Source organism: Arthrobacter sp. AIWTK1, from assembly GCF_056680535.1.
Map to the genome: position 1 here is coordinate 2,288,809 of NZ_CM155287.1, position 14,676 is coordinate 2,303,484.

General features: G+C 65.4%; 13 protein-coding genes. 7 read left to right on the forward strand and 6 right to left on the reverse strand.

The genetic code is table 11. The features are described from left to right. The first annotated feature begins 1 nt into the window (after position 1). The 7 genes from whiA (at position 2) to AC1MDG_RS10440 (ending at position 6,027) form a co-directional block, all read left to right on the forward strand. On the forward strand, positions 2 to 982 hold the full coding sequence (whiA, locus tag AC1MDG_RS10410) for a DNA-binding protein WhiA (RefSeq protein ID WP_011691931.1): 981 nt from the start codon (positions 2 to 4) through the stop codon (positions 980 to 982). A 182-nt stretch (positions 983 to 1,164) separates the two neighbouring features. Further along, positions 1,165 to 1,788 carry a superoxide dismutase gene (locus AC1MDG_RS10415; protein ID WP_043481406.1) on the forward strand — a complete coding sequence of 208 codons (624 nt, stop codon included), beginning with the start codon at positions 1,165 to 1,167 and terminating at the stop codon, positions 1,786 to 1,788. Positions 1,789 to 2,053: 265 nt separating this feature from the next. Beyond that, positions 2,054 to 3,064: a type I glyceraldehyde-3-phosphate dehydrogenase gene (gene gap, locus AC1MDG_RS10420; protein ID WP_043481409.1), complete on the forward strand. Its 1,011-nt coding sequence runs from the start codon at positions 2,054 to 2,056 to the stop codon at positions 3,062 to 3,064. A 10-nt stretch (positions 3,065 to 3,074) separates the two neighbouring features. Beyond that, entirely contained in the window at positions 3,075 to 4,301 is a 1,227-nt protein-coding gene (locus tag AC1MDG_RS10425; RefSeq protein WP_479808955.1) for a phosphoglycerate kinase, read from the forward strand. Positions 4,302 to 4,381: 80 nt separating this feature from the next. After that, positions 4,382 to 5,197, forward strand: a complete 816-nt coding sequence (gene tpiA, locus AC1MDG_RS10430) for a triose-phosphate isomerase (RefSeq protein WP_479808957.1) — start codon at positions 4,382 to 4,384, stop codon at positions 5,195 to 5,197. Between the two features lie 49 nt (positions 5,198 to 5,246). Further along, the gene (secG, locus tag AC1MDG_RS10435) at positions 5,247 to 5,504 is read left to right on the forward strand and encodes a preprotein translocase subunit SecG (protein WP_011691936.1); all 258 of its coding nucleotides are present in this window, start codon (positions 5,247 to 5,249) and stop codon (positions 5,502 to 5,504) included. A 145-nt stretch (positions 5,505 to 5,649) separates the two neighbouring features. Then, positions 5,650 to 6,027, forward strand: a complete 378-nt coding sequence (locus AC1MDG_RS10440; protein ID WP_479808958.1) for an RNA polymerase-binding protein RbpA — start codon at positions 5,650 to 5,652, stop codon at positions 6,025 to 6,027. Here the strand turns inward: AC1MDG_RS10440 and pgl are convergent. The 6 genes from pgl to tkt form a co-directional block, all read right to left on the reverse strand. Then, positions 5,998 to 6,768, reverse strand: a complete 771-nt coding sequence (gene pgl, locus AC1MDG_RS10445) for a 6-phosphogluconolactonase (RefSeq protein ID WP_479808960.1) — start codon at positions 6,766 to 6,768, stop codon at positions 5,998 to 6,000. The genes AC1MDG_RS10440 and pgl overlap by 30 nt on opposite strands. Positions 6,769 to 6,805: 37 nt before the next feature. Then, complete coding sequence (locus tag AC1MDG_RS10450) at positions 6,806 to 7,747, reverse strand: glucose-6-phosphate dehydrogenase assembly protein OpcA (protein ID WP_043481422.1); 942 nt, start codon at positions 7,745 to 7,747, stop codon at positions 6,806 to 6,808. Beyond that, complete coding sequence (gene zwf / locus AC1MDG_RS10455; RefSeq protein WP_479808962.1) at positions 7,744 to 9,306, reverse strand: glucose-6-phosphate dehydrogenase; 1,563 nt, start codon at positions 9,304 to 9,306, stop codon at positions 7,744 to 7,746. The genes AC1MDG_RS10450 and zwf overlap by 4 nt, the downstream gene beginning before the upstream one ends. A 15-nt stretch (positions 9,307 to 9,321) precedes the next feature. Next, positions 9,322 to 10,959, reverse strand: a complete 1,638-nt coding sequence (locus tag AC1MDG_RS10460) for a glucose-6-phosphate isomerase (RefSeq protein WP_479808964.1) — start codon at positions 10,957 to 10,959, stop codon at positions 9,322 to 9,324. 6 nt (positions 10,960 to 10,965) lie between these two features. Further along, the gene (tal, locus tag AC1MDG_RS10465) at positions 10,966 to 12,081 is read right to left on the reverse strand and encodes a transaldolase (protein ID WP_479808965.1); all 1,116 of its coding nucleotides are present in this window, start codon (positions 12,079 to 12,081) and stop codon (positions 10,966 to 10,968) included. A 63-nt stretch (positions 12,082 to 12,144) separates the two neighbouring features. Continuing rightward, positions 12,145 to 14,262, reverse strand: a complete 2,118-nt coding sequence (tkt, locus tag AC1MDG_RS10470) for a transketolase (protein WP_479809074.1) — start codon at positions 14,260 to 14,262, stop codon at positions 12,145 to 12,147. Positions 14,263 to 14,676: the final 414 nt, after the last annotated feature.

Genomic DNA, 14,676 nt, shown 5'->3' on the forward strand with positions numbered 1-14,676 from the left:
CATGGCACTGACATCATCAGTCAAGGAAGAACTGTCCCGCCTGGACATTAAGAAGTCCTCGGTCCGCAAGGCTGAAGTCTCCGCAATGCTGCGATTTGCCGGCGGACTGCACATCATTTCGGGCCGGATCGTGATCGAGGCCGAGGTTGACCTCGCCTCCACAGCACGCCGGCTCAGGGCCGCGATAGCCGAAGTGTATGGCCACCAGAGCGAGATCATCGTGGTTTCCGGCGGCGGGCTGCGCCGCGGCAACCGGTACGTGGTGCGGGTGGTGCGCGACGGCGAGGCCCTCGCCCGCCAGACCGGGCTGCTGGACGCCCGCGGCCGGCCCGTGCGCGGTTTGCCGTCGGCAGTGGTCAACGGTTCCGCCGCCGACGCCGAGGCCGTGTGGCGCGGCGCCTTCCTTGCACACGGCTCGCTGACCGAGCCGGGCCGGTCCTCCGCCATGGAGGTGACCTGCCCCGGCCCCGAGTCGGCCCTCGCCCTGGTCGGCGCGGCCCGCCGCCTCGGCATCCAGGCCAAGGCCCGTGAGGTCAGGGGAGTGGACCGGGTGGTCATCCGGGACGGGGACACCATCGCCGCCCTGCTCACCCGGATGGGTGCGCACGACGCGCTGATGGTCTGGGAAGAGCGCCGCATGCGCAAGGAGGTGCGGGCCACAGCCAACAGGCTCGCCAACTTCGACGACGCCAACCTGCGCCGCTCGGCCCAGGCCGCAGTTGCCGCCGGCGCCCGGGTTGACCGCGCGCTGGAGATCCTCGGCGACGACGTCCCGGACCACCTGAAGTACGCCGGTGAACTGCGCGTGGCCCACAAGCAGGCGAGCCTGGACGAACTTGGCCGCCTGGCCGACCCGCCCATGACCAAGGACGCGATTGCCGGCAGGATCCGCAGGCTCCTGGCAATGGCGGACAAGCGCGCCCTGGATCTGGGGATCCCCGGGACCGAGGCCAATGTGACGCCGGAAATGCTGGACGAGTAACGGCGCCCCTAGAATCGAGACCGGGTAACGGAAATACCTCGTGGCAACCGGAGGTTGTGACCCTTGGGAGCCCCGGCTCCGCCTGGTTTCCGTCCCGATAGATTTCCGGGTGCCTAGTCATCCGGATGCACAATCCGAGAGTTACCAAACCGGACATCCCGTCCACGACATTGGAGGATTTTGTGACCGAGTACGTACTGCCTGAACTCAGCTACGACTACGCTGCGCTGGAGCCCCACATCTCCGCACGCATCATGGAGCTGCACCACAGCAAGCACCACGCTGCCTATGTGACCGGCGCCAACAACGCGCTGGCCCAGCTGGCTGAGGCACGCGAAAAGGGCGACTTCGCCAACATCAACCGGCTTTCGAAGGACCTGGCTTTCCACACCGGCGGCCACGTCAACCACTCCGTGTTCTGGAACAACCTGTCCCCGGACGGCGGCGACAAGCCCGAGGGCGAGCTGGCCGCAGCCATCGACGACGCCTTCGGTTCCTTCGACGCTTTCCGCGCACAGTTCAGCGCTGCCGCACTGGGCCTGCAGGGTTCGGGCTGGGGCTTCCTGGCCTACGAGCCCATCGGCGGAAACCTGGTCATCGAGCAGCTCTACGATCAGCAGGGCAACGTTGCACTCGGCACCACCCCGCTGCTGATGCTGGACATGTGGGAGCACGCCTTCTACCTGGACTACGTCAACGTCAAGGCCGACTACGTCAAGGCGTTCTGGAACATCGTCAACTGGGCCGACGTCGCCAAGCGCTTCGACGGTGCACGCAAGAACGCCACGGGTCTCATCACCCTCTAGGCGTGACGGGGAAGACATCCCCCTGTAACAAACTTCACATTTAGTCCGTTTCGGGCCGAATCGTGGAAGGTCGGCCCCCGCACTTGCGGGGGCCGACCAACTTAAACGTAAGATGGATCACGGAAGGCGGTTAGCCTTCAGCAATGTGGCTGGTCGCCCTCCGATCTGGTAATCATCTCTGCCCAATGGCGTGCGGGATCTGTTAGTTGGCTTGAACGCCCGCTCAACTAGTTGTGCTTCTACAAGCACCAAGGAGACTGAAAAAGTGACGACCCGTATTGGTATCAACGGCTTCGGCCGCATCGGCCGCAACTACTTCCGCGCAGCACTCGCACAGGGCGCTGACCTCGAGATCGTTGCAGTCAACGACCTCACCAGCCCCGAGGCCCTGGCCCACCTCTTCAAGTACGACTCCGTGGGCGGCCGCCTGAAGGAGAGCATCGAGGTCAAGGACGGAAACATCGTCGTCAACGGCAATGTCGTCAAGGTCCTCGCCGAGCGCGACCCCGCAAACCTCCCCTGGGGAGAGCTGGGTGTTGACATCGTCATCGAATCCACCGGCTTCTTCACCAAGGCCGCTGCCGCCAAGAAGCACATCGATGCCGGCGCCAAGAAGGTTCTGATCTCCGCCCCGGCCTCGGACGAGGACATCACCATCGTGATGGGCGTAAACCACGAGCTGTACGACAACGCCAAGCACCACATCATCTCCAACGCTTCCTGCACCACCAACTGCCTCGGCCCGCTGGCCAAGGTGGTCAACGACGAGTTCGGCATCGAGCGCGGCCTCATGACCACGGTCCACGCCTACACGGCGGACCAGAACCTGCAGGACGGCCCGCACAACGACCTCCGCCGTGCCCGCGCCGCCGCCATCAACATGGTTCCCACCTCCACGGGTGCGGCCAAGGCCATCGGCCTGGTGCTTCCTGAGCTCAAGGGCAAGCTGGACGGCTACGCCATCCGCGTTCCCGTTCCCACCGGCTCCGCCACCGACCTCACGGTCACGGTTTCCCGCGAGACCACCGTCGAGGAAGTCAACGCCGCGCTGAAGAAGGCCTCCGAGTCCGAGGCACTCCAGGGCTTCCTGACCTACACGGATGAGCCGATTGTCTCCTCGGACATCGTCGGTGACCCCGCCTCCTCGATTTTCGACTCCGGTCTCACCAAGGTCATCGGCAACCAGGTCAAGGTTGTTTCCTGGTATGACAACGAATGGGGCTACTCGAACCGCCTGGTCGACCTCACGGAGCTTGTCGCATCCAAGCTGGGCTAGGGTTAGACACATGACATTCCACACCCTCAACGAACTGATCGCTGATGGTGTCCGCGGGCGGTACATTCTTGTCAGAAGTGACCTGAATGTGCCGCTCGACGGCTCTGAAGTGACTGACGACGGCCGCATCAAGGCCTCCCTGCCAGTACTGACGAAGCTCACGGACGCCGGTGCCCGCGTGCTGGTCACAGCCCACCTCGGCCGCCCCAAGGGCGCCCCCGAAGAAAAATACTCCCTTAAGCCCGCCGCCACGCGGCTGGCTGAACTGGCCTCGTTCAAGGTCACCCTGGCCGGGGACACCGTCGGTGCCTCGGCAAAGGAGCTTGCCGCTTCGCTGCAGGACGGCGAAGTGCTGGTCCTTGAAAACGTCCGTTTCGATGCCCGTGAGACCAGCAAGGACGACGCCGAACGCGGGGCCTTCGCGGACGAGCTGGTGTCGTTGACGGGGGAGCACGGCGCCTTCGTGGATGACGCCTTCGGCGCCGTCCACCGCAAGCACGCCAGCGTGTACGACGTCGCCACGCGGCTGCCGTCTTACCAGGGCGACCTCGTGCACACTGAAGTCGAGGTGCTGCGCAAGCTCACCACGGAGACCCAGCGGCCCTACGTCGTGGTGCTCGGCGGCTCCAAGGTCTCGGACAAGCTTGCCGTCATCGACAACCTGATCGGCAAGGCTGACACCATTTTGGTGGGCGGCGGCATGCTGTTCACGTTCCTTGCGGCCGAAGGCCACAAGGTTGCCGGCAGCCTGCTGGAAGAGGACCAGATCCCCGTGGTCCAGGACTACCTGAAGCGTGCGGCGGACGCAGGCACGGAGTTCATCGTGCCCACGGACGTTGTAGTGGCCGCGAAGTTTGCCGCAGACGCTGAGCACGAGACGGTCGCCGCTGACGCCATCGAAGGCAGCAGCTTCGGTGCCCAGGGCATCGGCCTGGACATCGGACCTGAATCGTCGGCAGCTTTCGCCAGCCGGATCAAGGGTGCCAAAACGGTGTTCTGGAACGGCCCCATGGGCGTCTTCGAGTTCGAGGCCTTTGCCGGCGGCACCCGTGCCATCGCGCAGGCCCTTACCGAGTCGGATGCCTTCACCGTGGTCGGCGGCGGCGATTCCGCGGCTGCCGTCCGTACCCTCGGCTTCGCTGACGATCAGTTCGGCCACATTTCCACGGGTGGCGGCGCCAGCCTGGAATACCTCGAAGGCAAGGAACTGCCGGGCCTTAGCGTCCTGGACCGCTAGATCCTCCAGCCGGCAGGGCACCGCACTGAAAAGTCGGGGCCCTGCCGGCTGTTCACATCACAAGCATTTTTGGAGAACACGTGACAACGTCAACGAATGGCAAGTTCGACCGCACGCCCCTCATCGCCGGCAACTGGAAAATGAACATGGACCACGTCCAGGGCATCACGTTGCTGCAGAAACTGGCCTGGACCCTGTCCGACGCCAAGCACGACTACACCCGCGCTGAAGTTGCTGTTTTCCCGCCCTTCACCGACCTTCGCGGCGTCCAGACCCTGGTCCAGGGCGATGAGCTGGAGGTTGTCTACGGAGGCCAGGACCTTTCGCAGTTCGATTCCGGCGCCTATACCGGCGACATTTCGGGCCAGTTCCTGAACAAGCTGGGCTGCAAGTACGTCCTGGTGGGGCACAGTGAACGCCGCACCATCCACAACGAATCCGACGAGGTCCTCAACGCCAAGGTGAAGGCCGCCTTCCGCCACGGCGTCACCCCGGTGCTGTGCGTCGGCGAAGGCCTCGAGATCCGTCAGGCCGGGACGCACGTCCAGCACACCCTCGACCAGCTCCGTGCCGACGTCGAAGGCCTCAGCGCTGAAGAAGCGGCCGAACTTGTGGTTGCCTACGAACCTGTCTGGGCCATAGGCACCGGTGAGGTGGCAGGGCCGCAGGACGCGCAGGAAATGTGCGCCGCCATCCGAGCCGAACTCGTCTCCCTGTTCGGCGACGACGTTGCCGCCAAGGTGCGCCTGCTCTACGGCGGCTCGGTGAAGGCCAACAATGCGGCCGCCATCCTGAACGAGCGCGACGTCGACGGCGTGTTGGTGGGCGGGGCCAGCCTCGATCCCGCCGAGTTTGCTAATATTGTCAGGTTCGAGAGTCACCTGCTGACGGATTAGCCCGGACACAGGCGTGACCCCCGCAATCATCAACTTCTGAAAGGCCGTCGTGGACGTTCTTCATGTCATTCTGCAGATCCTCCTGGGCATCACCAGCCTCCTGCTGACGCTGCTCATCCTGCTCCACAAGGGACGGGGCGGCGGTCTGTCGGACATGTTCGGCGGAGGCATGAGCTCCGGCCTTAGCTCCTCCGGCGTCGCGGAACGGAACCTCAACAGGTTTACGGTCATCCTCGGCGTCACCTGGGGCGTCGTCATCATCGCGCTTGGCCTGCTGATGCGCTTCTCCGGGGGCGGCGACTCCTAGCAGCGGCCCGAAACGGAGCAGTACCGGGAGTTTCCCCGGAATTTACACGCCCGGTACTAACGGCCCTGCCGCCGTCGGGAACTCCGCACTAAACTGTGGCTGTTGGCTTCCAACAACAGGTCAGTCGAGTAGCCAGGAGTTCCCGATGGTGCATGCTGCTTCAGGGTTCCGGGGAACCCGCGTGGGGGTGGCCGAAGGGTCAGCCCCCAGAATCCAGCCAAACGACGTTGTCGGTGAACGCTTGCCGCGTATTCGTGTTTCCTATTGGTGCGCCAAGGGACACGAGACGCGGCCAGTTTTCATTAAGCTCCCGGAAGACCAGATCCCCGTCATCTGGGACTGCCGCCGCTGCGGCGGCCCTGCGTCGCGGGACGAATCACGGGCCGAGCTCCCGCCCCACTCCGAGGAAGGCTACAAAAGCCACCTTGAGTACGTTAAAGAACGACGCTCCAGCCAGGACGCCGAAGACGTACTGGCTGGAGCGCTGGAACGGCTACGAGCCCGCGGGACCCTTTCGGACTAGCTGCTCGGGCACCCTTGACGCGGCATTCTCGTCAATCAGCCACAGCGTCCGTGTGCGCCCGGTAGGTCCTGCCGCCGGGACCTGGACGGGGTTGGCGCCCGCCAGGGCAAGGCCTACGGCACCTGCCTTATCCTCGCCCGCAACGACCATCCACACTTCACTCGCGGTGTTGATCGCCGGCAAAGTCAGCGAAATCCGTTCGGGCGGCGGCTTCGGAGAATTGCGGACACCCACCACCGTGAGTTCCTTTTCCCTGACGCCTGCCTGCTCAGGGAAGAGCGAAGCCACGTGGGCATCCGGACCCACGCCAAGGAGGACCACATCGAACCGCGGAAGCTTCCCCGGGTTCTCGGGACGGTCATCTGACATGTCCGCGGCGTGCTCCGCCGCCGCTGCCTCGGCAAGACGGCGGGCGTAATCCGCTGCGGCGTCCTCCGGGCTGTCGAAGTCGTCCGTGGACGCCGGCTCATGCACCCGGTCCGGGTCTACCGGTATGTGCGAAAGCAGCGCTTCGTGTGCCTGGAGGGTGTTGCGGTCGCTGTCGGAACTTCCGACAAACCGCTCGTCGCCCCACCAGAAGTTGACCTTGGACCAGTTCACCGCCGGAGCCGCCGCCGAGTCGGCAACCGCCCTGAGCGTTCCGATGCCCACAGTGCCACCCGTGAGCACCACAGTCGCCTCACCGTGTTTGTCTTGGACGTCCACCAGTTTGGTGATCAGCCGGGCTGCAATGGCAGCCATTAAAACGGATGAGTCAGGGTGGATGCTTACTCTGGGATCAGCGCTCACTGGGACGGACACTCCTTAGATTTGTACGGGGCAGTCCAATAGTAATCACTTCACCGAAGACTTCGTCCGGATCCAGGCGCCGCAGTTCTTCGGCGAGGCAGTCCCTCAGGCTTCGGCGCGGCAGCGAGATGCGCTGGGCGGGCTGGCCCGGCTGGGTCAGTTCAGCCACGGACAGTCCCGGACGGAACAGCTGGACGTCTCCGCTGGGACGGCTCAGCCGGACGCGGCGGATGCCGGTCCCGGCGGGGTCCGCCACGATGGTCACCGGCGCGTCCAGGGCCAATGTCAGCCAGGCTGCCAGCAAGAGGGTGCTGGGCGAGTCCGATGCGCCTTCAACGGCAACGGCCGTGACCGGTGAGGAATCGACCTGGTCCAGAACGGCCGCCAGTTGGATCCGCCAGTTGGTGAGGCGGGTCCAGGCGAGGTCTGTGTCGCCGGCTTTGTACGTGTTCCGGATGTTGTCCAGTGCTTTTTGCGGGTCCTCCTCGTTGGCGGAGTCGGTGATCCGGCGGTGGGCTATCCGGCCGATGGAGGTTTCGCAAGCACTCTTGGGCGCGCCGTGCGGCCACCAGGCCACGATCGGTGCGTCGGGAAGCAGAAGCGCGGCAACGAGGGATTCGCTTTCCTCAGCGAGCTCGCCGTATCCGCGCAGCACGATCACCTCGGAGGCGCCGGCGTCGCCGCCCACGCGGATCTGGGCGTCCAGCCGGGTGGGGGCCTGGGCCCCGGCATCCGCGAGGACGATGATCCGGCAGGGGTGCTCCCGGCTGGCTTCGTTGGCCGCCTCGATTGCTTCTTCCTCCAGCCCGGACTTGGTGACCACCACGAGGGTGAGCACGCGTCCGAGCGCGATCACGCCGCCCTGCTCGCGCAGGGACATGATCTTTTTGGAGATGGCGGAGGTTGTTGTATCGGGAAGATCTACGATCATGGCCTTCTCCAGGTTCGTCCGTCACGGGCAAGCAGCTCATCGGCCGAGGCGGGGCCCCAGCTTCCGGGGGCGTAGGGCTCGGGCTGTTCGCCGAGGCTTGCCCAGTAGTCCTCAAAGGGGTCCAGGATCTTCCAGGACAGTTCCACCTCGGCGTGCCGGGGGAACAGCGGCGGTTCGCCGAGCAGCACATCCAGGATGAGCCGCTCATAGGCTTCCGGGCTGGACTCGGTGAACGAGTGCCCGTAGCCGAAGTCCATGGTCACGTCGCGGACTTCCATCTGCGTACCCGGAACCTTCGACCCGAAGCGGATCGTGGCGCCTTCGTCGGGCTGCACTCGGATCACCACGGCGTTCTGGCCGAAGTCGTCCTCTCCGTGATCCCGGAACAGCAGGTTGGGGGCGCGCTTGAAGACGACGGCGATTTCCGTCACGCGGCGTCCCAGCCGCTTTCCGGCACGCAGGTAGAACGGCACACCGGCCCAGCGGCGGGTATGGATGTCCACCCGGATCGCGGCATAGGTTTCGGTGGTGGAGTCGGCCGGAATGCCCTCCTCCTCCAGGTAGCCCACGACCTTTTCGCCGCCCTGCCAGCCGCCGGCGAACTGACCCCGCGCCGAATGGGTGGACAGGTCCTCCGGCAGCTTGACCGCGGCCAGGACCTTTTCCTTCTCAGCCCGGAGATCATCGGCGTTGAAGGAAATGGGTTCCTCCATGGCCGTCAGCGCCAGGAGCTGGAGCAGGTGGTTCTGGATGACGTCGCGGGCCGCGCCCACGCCGTCGTAGTAGCCTGCACGGCCGCCGGTGCCGATGTCCTCGGCCATGGTGATCTGGACGTGGTCAACATAGTTGGCGTTCCAGAGCGGCTCGAACAGCTGGTTCGCGAAACGCAGCGCCAGGATGTTCTGGACCGTTTCCTTACCCAGGTAGTGGTCAATCCGGAACACTGCATCCGGCGGGAAGACGGACTCCACGATGTCATTGAGCTGCCGGGCAGACTCTAGGTCGTGCCCGAACGGCTTCTCAATGACCACGCGGCGCCACTTGTCACCCTCGGCCTGCGCCAGGCCGTGCTTGGACAGCTGGCGGCAGACCTGTTCAAACGCCTTCGGCGGGATGGACAGGTAGAACGCGTGGTTGCCGCGCGTTCCGCGCTGCTCGTCCAGTTCGTCGATCGTGTCACCGAGCCGCTCAAAGGCGTCGTCGTCGTCGAACTCTCCCTGGACGAAACGGATGCCCTCGGAGAGCTGGTTCCACACTGCCTCGTCAAACGGGGTCCGGGCGTAGGCCTTGACGGACTCCTTGACCTCGGCGGCGAAATCCTCGTTTTCCCACTGCCGCCGGGCGAAGCCCACCAGGGCGAAGCTCGGCGGCAGCAGGCCGCGGTTGGCCAGGTCATACACGGCAGGCATGAGCTTCTTGCGGGCGAGGTCGCCGGTAACCCCGAAGAGGACCAGCGATGAGGGGCCGGCAATGCGGTTCAGCCGGCGGTCCCGAGGGTCCCTCAGCGGGTTGCGGCGCCGCCCTGCTGACTTCCTGCTGCCGTTTTCAGTATCTGGCATGGTTGTTTCGGTGCCTTAGCTTTCAGTGTGGGTTGCTGCCTGGCCGGCGAGCTCTGAAACAATGTCCTGCAGCTGCTTGACGCCGGCTGCACGGTCAGTGAGGTGGAGGCGGAGAACCGGACGTCCGTGGTCGCTGAGGACCTGGGCATCACCGGCGGCCTGCGCCGAGATCAGCTCACCGAACGTGAACGGCCGCTCCGGGATGGAGAGGTCCGTTGCGGACTCGGCCGTGACCTGCAGGAACACCCCGATGGCGGGCCCGCCCTTGTGGAACTGGCCCGTGGAGTGCAGGAAGCGCGGGCCCCAGCCGAACGTCACCGGACGTCCGGTGGCTGCTGCCAGCTGGTCGCGGACACCCTCGAACGGCGCATATGCCAGCCGGTCGAAGTAGGCCTGGACACTGAGGTAGCTGTCTTCGGCAAGCTGGGCGAGCAGCGCCGACACTGCGGCAGGCGCCGTTGCGGCGTCTCCCAGCCAGTCGCCGCCGCGGACCTCGATGGCACCGTCGACGAAGTTGGCCGGAGTCGGTTCCGGCTGGGCGTCCAGCAGGCCGCGGGCGGCCACCTTGGCGGCCTCGACGTCGGGCTGGTCAAAGGGGTTGATACCCAGCAGGCGGCCGGCAACGGCTGTGGCGAATTCCCACACCATCATCTGCGTCGCCAGGCCGCCGGCAATGGCGACCTCGTTCTCGCCGAGCTGGACGTCGTCGGCGTCGGCGGCTACCAGCCGCACCACCAGGACGTCGGCCGCGCCGGAGGTGACTTCCGGTGCTGACGGGCCGGCGACGACCGGCAGGACACCGGTGCCAAGCTTTCCGGTGGATTCGGCGATGAGCTGTTCTGCCCAGTCGGCGAAACCGACGATGCCTGATCCGTCCTCCGCGATGACGATCTTGTTGCGGAGCGGGTTGGTGCCGCCCAGCGCGGTCCCCAGGGCGAGGCCGATGTTTTCGGGGGCGTCCTCGTTGAGGATTTCGGCTGCTTCTTCGGCCTCATCCAGGAACGCCTGGATATCCACTCCGGCCAGCCCGCAGGGGACCAGTCCGAAGGCGGTCAGCGCCGAGAAACGTCCGCCGACATTGGGGTCGGCATTGAAGACGGCGCGATAGCCGGCCTCCCGTGACGCCTTGTCCAGCGGCGAACCCGGGTCGGTGACGATAACGATGCGGCTCTTCGCGTCGACGCCGGCATCGGTGAGGGCCTGCTCGAAGATCCTCCGCTGGGAATCCGTTTCCACGGTGGAACCGGACTTGGACGAAACAACAATGGCGGTTTCGGCCAGGCGGTCCACCAGGGCGGCACTGACCTGTTCGGGGTCGGTGCTGTCCAGCACAGTCAGCTCGACGCCAGCGGTGCCCGCGATGACTTCAGGAGCCAGCGAGGATCCGCCCATGCCGCAGAGGACGATACGCGTGACGCCCTCTGCCTTCAGTGCGTCTCGGAGTTCCAGGATGTCGCTGACCAGCGGCTGGGAGACGGTTGCCGCCTCGACCCAGCCGAGCCGGATGGCGGATTCCTGTTCGGCGTCCGGACCCCATAGGGTATGGTCCTTCGCGAAAATCCGGGTGGCAATGCGGTCTTCCAGCAGCGCGGGGAGGTGCTGTTCAAGGGCCTCGCGGGCTGCGCCGGTGGCGTCGTAGCTGAGGGTGCTCATGATGGGTTAGGAAGCCTTCCGTGCAGAGGCCAGGGCGCCTTCGACGTCACCCAGGAGTTCCTTCCAGCTGGCCACGAACTTGTCCAGGCCTTCGGACTCCAGCAGTGCCACGACGTCGTTGTAGGAAATTCCCAGCGCGTCGAGGGCGTTCAGGGTTGCGTTCGCGTCGTCGTAGCCGCGGGTGACGGTGTCGCCGGTGACCACGCCGTGGTCAAACGTGGCGTCGAGGGTCTTCTCCGGCATGGTGTTGACCACGCCCGGTGCCACGAGTTCGGTGACGTAGAGGGTGTCCGGGTAGGCCGGGTCCTTCACGCCGGTGGAGGCCCACAGCGGGCGCTGCGGAAGGGCGCCGGCTTCGGCCAGCAGTGCCCAGCGTTCGGTGGAGAAGAGCTCCTCGTAGACCTGGTAGGCCAGGCGGGCGTTGGCCAGGCCGGCTTTGCCCTTGAGAGCCCTGGCTTCGTCGGTGCCGATGGCGTCGAGGCGCTTGTCGATTTCGGCGTCCACGCGGGAGACGAAGAAGGACGCGACCGAGTGGATCTTGGAGAGGTCGTGGCCGTTGCCCTTGGCCTGCTCCAGGCCGGACTGGAAGGCATTGATCACGGCGCGGTAGCGCTCCAGCGAGAAGATCAGGGTCACGTTGACGCTGATGCCCTCGGCCAGGGTTGCCGTGATGGCCTCGAGGCCCTCAAGGGTTGCCGGGATCTTGATCAGGACGTTGTCCTTGTTGACCTTCTTGTACAGGTGCTTGGCTTCGGCGATGGTGCCGGCGGTGTCCCAGGCGAGGCGGGGGTCCACTTCGATGGACACGCGCCCGTCCACACCTTTGGTTGCCGCGGCGACGGGGGCGAACAGGTCGCAGGCGTCGGCGACGTCGGTGGTGGTGATTTCGAAGACGGTCTCTTCAACGGTGGCGCCGGCAGCCGCCTGCGCCGCAATGACGGCGTCGTAATCCGTGCCGGAGGTGATCGCGGCGTGGAAGATGGACGGGTTGGTGGTGACACCGACGACGTTCTTCTCTTCGATCAGCTTGCGGAGCGTGCCGGTCTGCAGGCGGCCGCGGGAAAGGTCATCGAGCCAGATCGAGACGCCGGCGTCCGAGAGCTGCTGGGTGGGGGTAGTCATGTCATAACTCCTGGAAATCAGGGGTTCCGGGGGCGCAACGTCCCCCGGAACCGTGGGGGTTGATCAGTTGGAGAGGCCGGCGAGGGATTCCTTGGCCGCGGCGGCAACTGCCTCTGCCGTGATGCCGAATTCCTGGAAGAGGCGCTTGTAGTCGGCGGAGGCGCCGAAGTGCTCGAGGCTGATGGAACGGCCGGCGTCGCCGACGAATTCCTTCCAGCCCAGGGCCAGGCCGGCTTCGACGGACACGCGTGCCTTCACGGCCGGGGGCAGGACGGCGTCGCGGTAGGCGGCGTCCTGCTTGTTGAACCACTCCACGCAGGGCATCGACACCACGCGGGTGGGAATGCCTTCGGCCTGGAGGGCTTCGCGGGCGTTTACGGCCAGCTGGACCTCGGAACCGGTGCCGATCAGGATGACCTGTGCGTCGGCGGTCTTGCCGTCCTTGGAGGCCTCGGCCAGGACGTAGCCGCCCTTGGCCACACCGGAGACGGCACCGAAGGTGTCACCCTCGGCGTCGCCTTCGCCGCGGGCATAGGTGGGGATGTTCTGGCGGGTCAGGACGATGCCGGCCGGGTTCTCGTGGTTTTCGAGCATGGCCTTCCAGGCAGCGGAGACCTCGTTGGCGTCACCGGGACGGACAACGTCCAGGCCCGGGATGGCGCGCAGGGAGGCCAGCTGCTCCACCGGCTGGTGGGTGGGGCCGTCTTCGCCGAGGCCGATGGAGTCGTGCGTCCAGACGTACAGGGACGGGACACCCATCAGCGCGCCGAGGCGGATGGCCGGGCGCTGGTAGTCCGAGAAGATCAGGAAGGTGCCGGAGAACGCGCGGGTCTTCCCGTGCAGGGCGATGCCGTTCACGATCGAGGCAGCAGCGTGCTCGCGGATGCCGAAGTGCAGCACCCGGCCGTACGGGTTGCCCTTCCACGCATCGGTGGACCGGGACACGGGGATGAACGAGGGCGAACCTTCGATGGTGGTGTTGTTGGACTCGGCGAGGTCGGCCGAACCGCCCCACAGCTCCGGCATGACCGGACCGATGGCGTTCAGGACCTTACCGGACGCAGCGCGGGTGGAGACGTCCTTGCCTGCTTCGAAGACCGGCAGGGCCGAGTCGAGTTCCACGGGGAGCTTGCGGGCCTCGACGCGTTCGAGCAGCGCGGCGGCGTCGGGGTTGGACGCCTGCCAGGCCTCGAAGGAGTCCTGCCATTCGGCACGTGCGGCGGCACCGCGGTCGACGACGGAGCGGGCGTGGGCCAGCACCTCTTCGTCAACCTCGAAGGACTTCGCGGGGTCAAAGCCCAGCACGTTCTTCAGCGCTGCGACTTCCTCGGCACCCAGGGCCGAGCCGTGGATCTTGCCGGTGTTCTGCTTCTTAGGCGCCGGGTAGCCGATGATGGTGCGCAGCGAAACGATGGAGGGCTTGGAGGTCTCCGCCTTCGCAGCGAGGAGTGCGACGTACAGTTCCTGCACGTCTTCCTTGTATTCGCCGGTCTTCGTCCAGTCAACACGCTGGACGTGCCAGCCGTAGGCTTCGTAGCGCTTGAGGACGTCCTCGGTGAAGGCGACGTCGGTGTCGTCTTCGATGGAGATGTGGTTCTCGTCGTAAACCACCACAAGGTTGCCGAGTTCCTGGTGGCCGGCCAGCGATGAAGCCTCGGAGGTCACGCCTTCCTGGAGGTCGCCGTCGGAGGCAATGACCCAGATGGTGTGGTCGAACGGGGAGGTGCCGGCGGGAGCGTCGGCGTCGAACAGGCCGCGTTGGCGGCGCTGGGAGTATGCGAACCCGACGGAGGATGCAAGGCCCTGGCCCAGCGGGCCGGTGGTGATTTCCACACCGGCGGTGTGCTTGTACTCCGGGTGGCCCGGTGTCAGCGAACCCCAGGTGCGGAGCGCCTTAAGGTCGTTCAGTTCCAGGCCGTAGCCGGAGAGGAACAACTGGATGTACAGCGTCAGGGAGGTGTGGCCGGGGGAGAGGATGAACCGGTCGCGGCCGATCCAGTCCGGGTTCTTGGGGTCGTGGCGCATCAGCTTCTGGAAGAGAAGGTACGCAGCCGGGGCCAGGCTCATCGCGGTGCCCGGGTGGCCGTTTCCTACCTTTTCGACCGCGTCCGCGGCCAGAATGCGGACCGTGTCAACGGCTCGCTGGTCCAAACTGGTCCATGACAGTTCTTGCTCTTCCAAATGTGGCACGAAAACCGGGCCCCTCTCTGTGCTGACGGCAGGTGGTACGAACAGGCCGGAGCGGGGACACACATAATGGCGCCCGCTGCGGTTAGTACCAGCCGTTCACCATTGAAACGTTGATCTTCATTCAGTCGCGTTCGAGAATCCGGGAATGCGCATTCCATTGGCATTCCTTGCGTGCTGATCTGCAGACAGCTTAGCCCCATTCCACGGGCTGGTCAGCGTATATCTCACTAAGTGGACTGAATTTTCCTTATATGAATCACCGCGTCGGGCGGCGCCAGTGAGGATCGGTTAACCTGCCGGAATCATCGAGGCTTTGGACCCCGGAGAGCCACGGTATGATATTCGGAGGCCACCGCCGGAGGGAGCGGGCCCGTTTTGGGCCGCCGCCGCTGCGAGAACCAGCCG

Bases quoted from the DNA above. Each gene is read 5' to 3' on its own strand.
- AC1MDG_RS10460 (WP_479808964.1), bottom strand. From the start codon at position 10,959: ATGAGCACCCTCAGCTACGACGCCACCGGCGCAGCCCGCGAGGCCCTT.
- pgl (WP_479808960.1), bottom strand. From the start codon at position 6,768: ATGGCTGCCATTGCAGCCCGGCTGATCACCAAACTGGTGGACGTCCAA.
- tal (WP_479808965.1), bottom strand. From the start codon at position 12,081: ATGACTACCCCCACCCAGCAGCTCTCGGACGCCGGCGTCTCGATCTGG.
- AC1MDG_RS10450 (WP_043481422.1), bottom strand. From the start codon at position 7,747: ATGATCGTAGATCTTCCCGATACAACAACCTCCGCCATCTCCAAAAAG.
- zwf (WP_479808962.1), bottom strand. From the start codon at position 9,306: ATGCCAGATACTGAAAACGGCAGCAGGAAGTCAGCAGGGCGGCGCCGC.
- whiA (WP_011691931.1), top strand. From the start codon at position 2: ATGGCACTGACATCATCAGTCAAGGAAGAACTGTCCCGCCTGGACATT.
- AC1MDG_RS10440 (WP_479808958.1), top strand. From the start codon at position 5,650: ATGGTGCATGCTGCTTCAGGGTTCCGGGGAACCCGCGTGGGGGTGGCC.
- AC1MDG_RS10425 (WP_479808955.1), top strand. From the start codon at position 3,075: ATGACATTCCACACCCTCAACGAACTGATCGCTGATGGTGTCCGCGGG.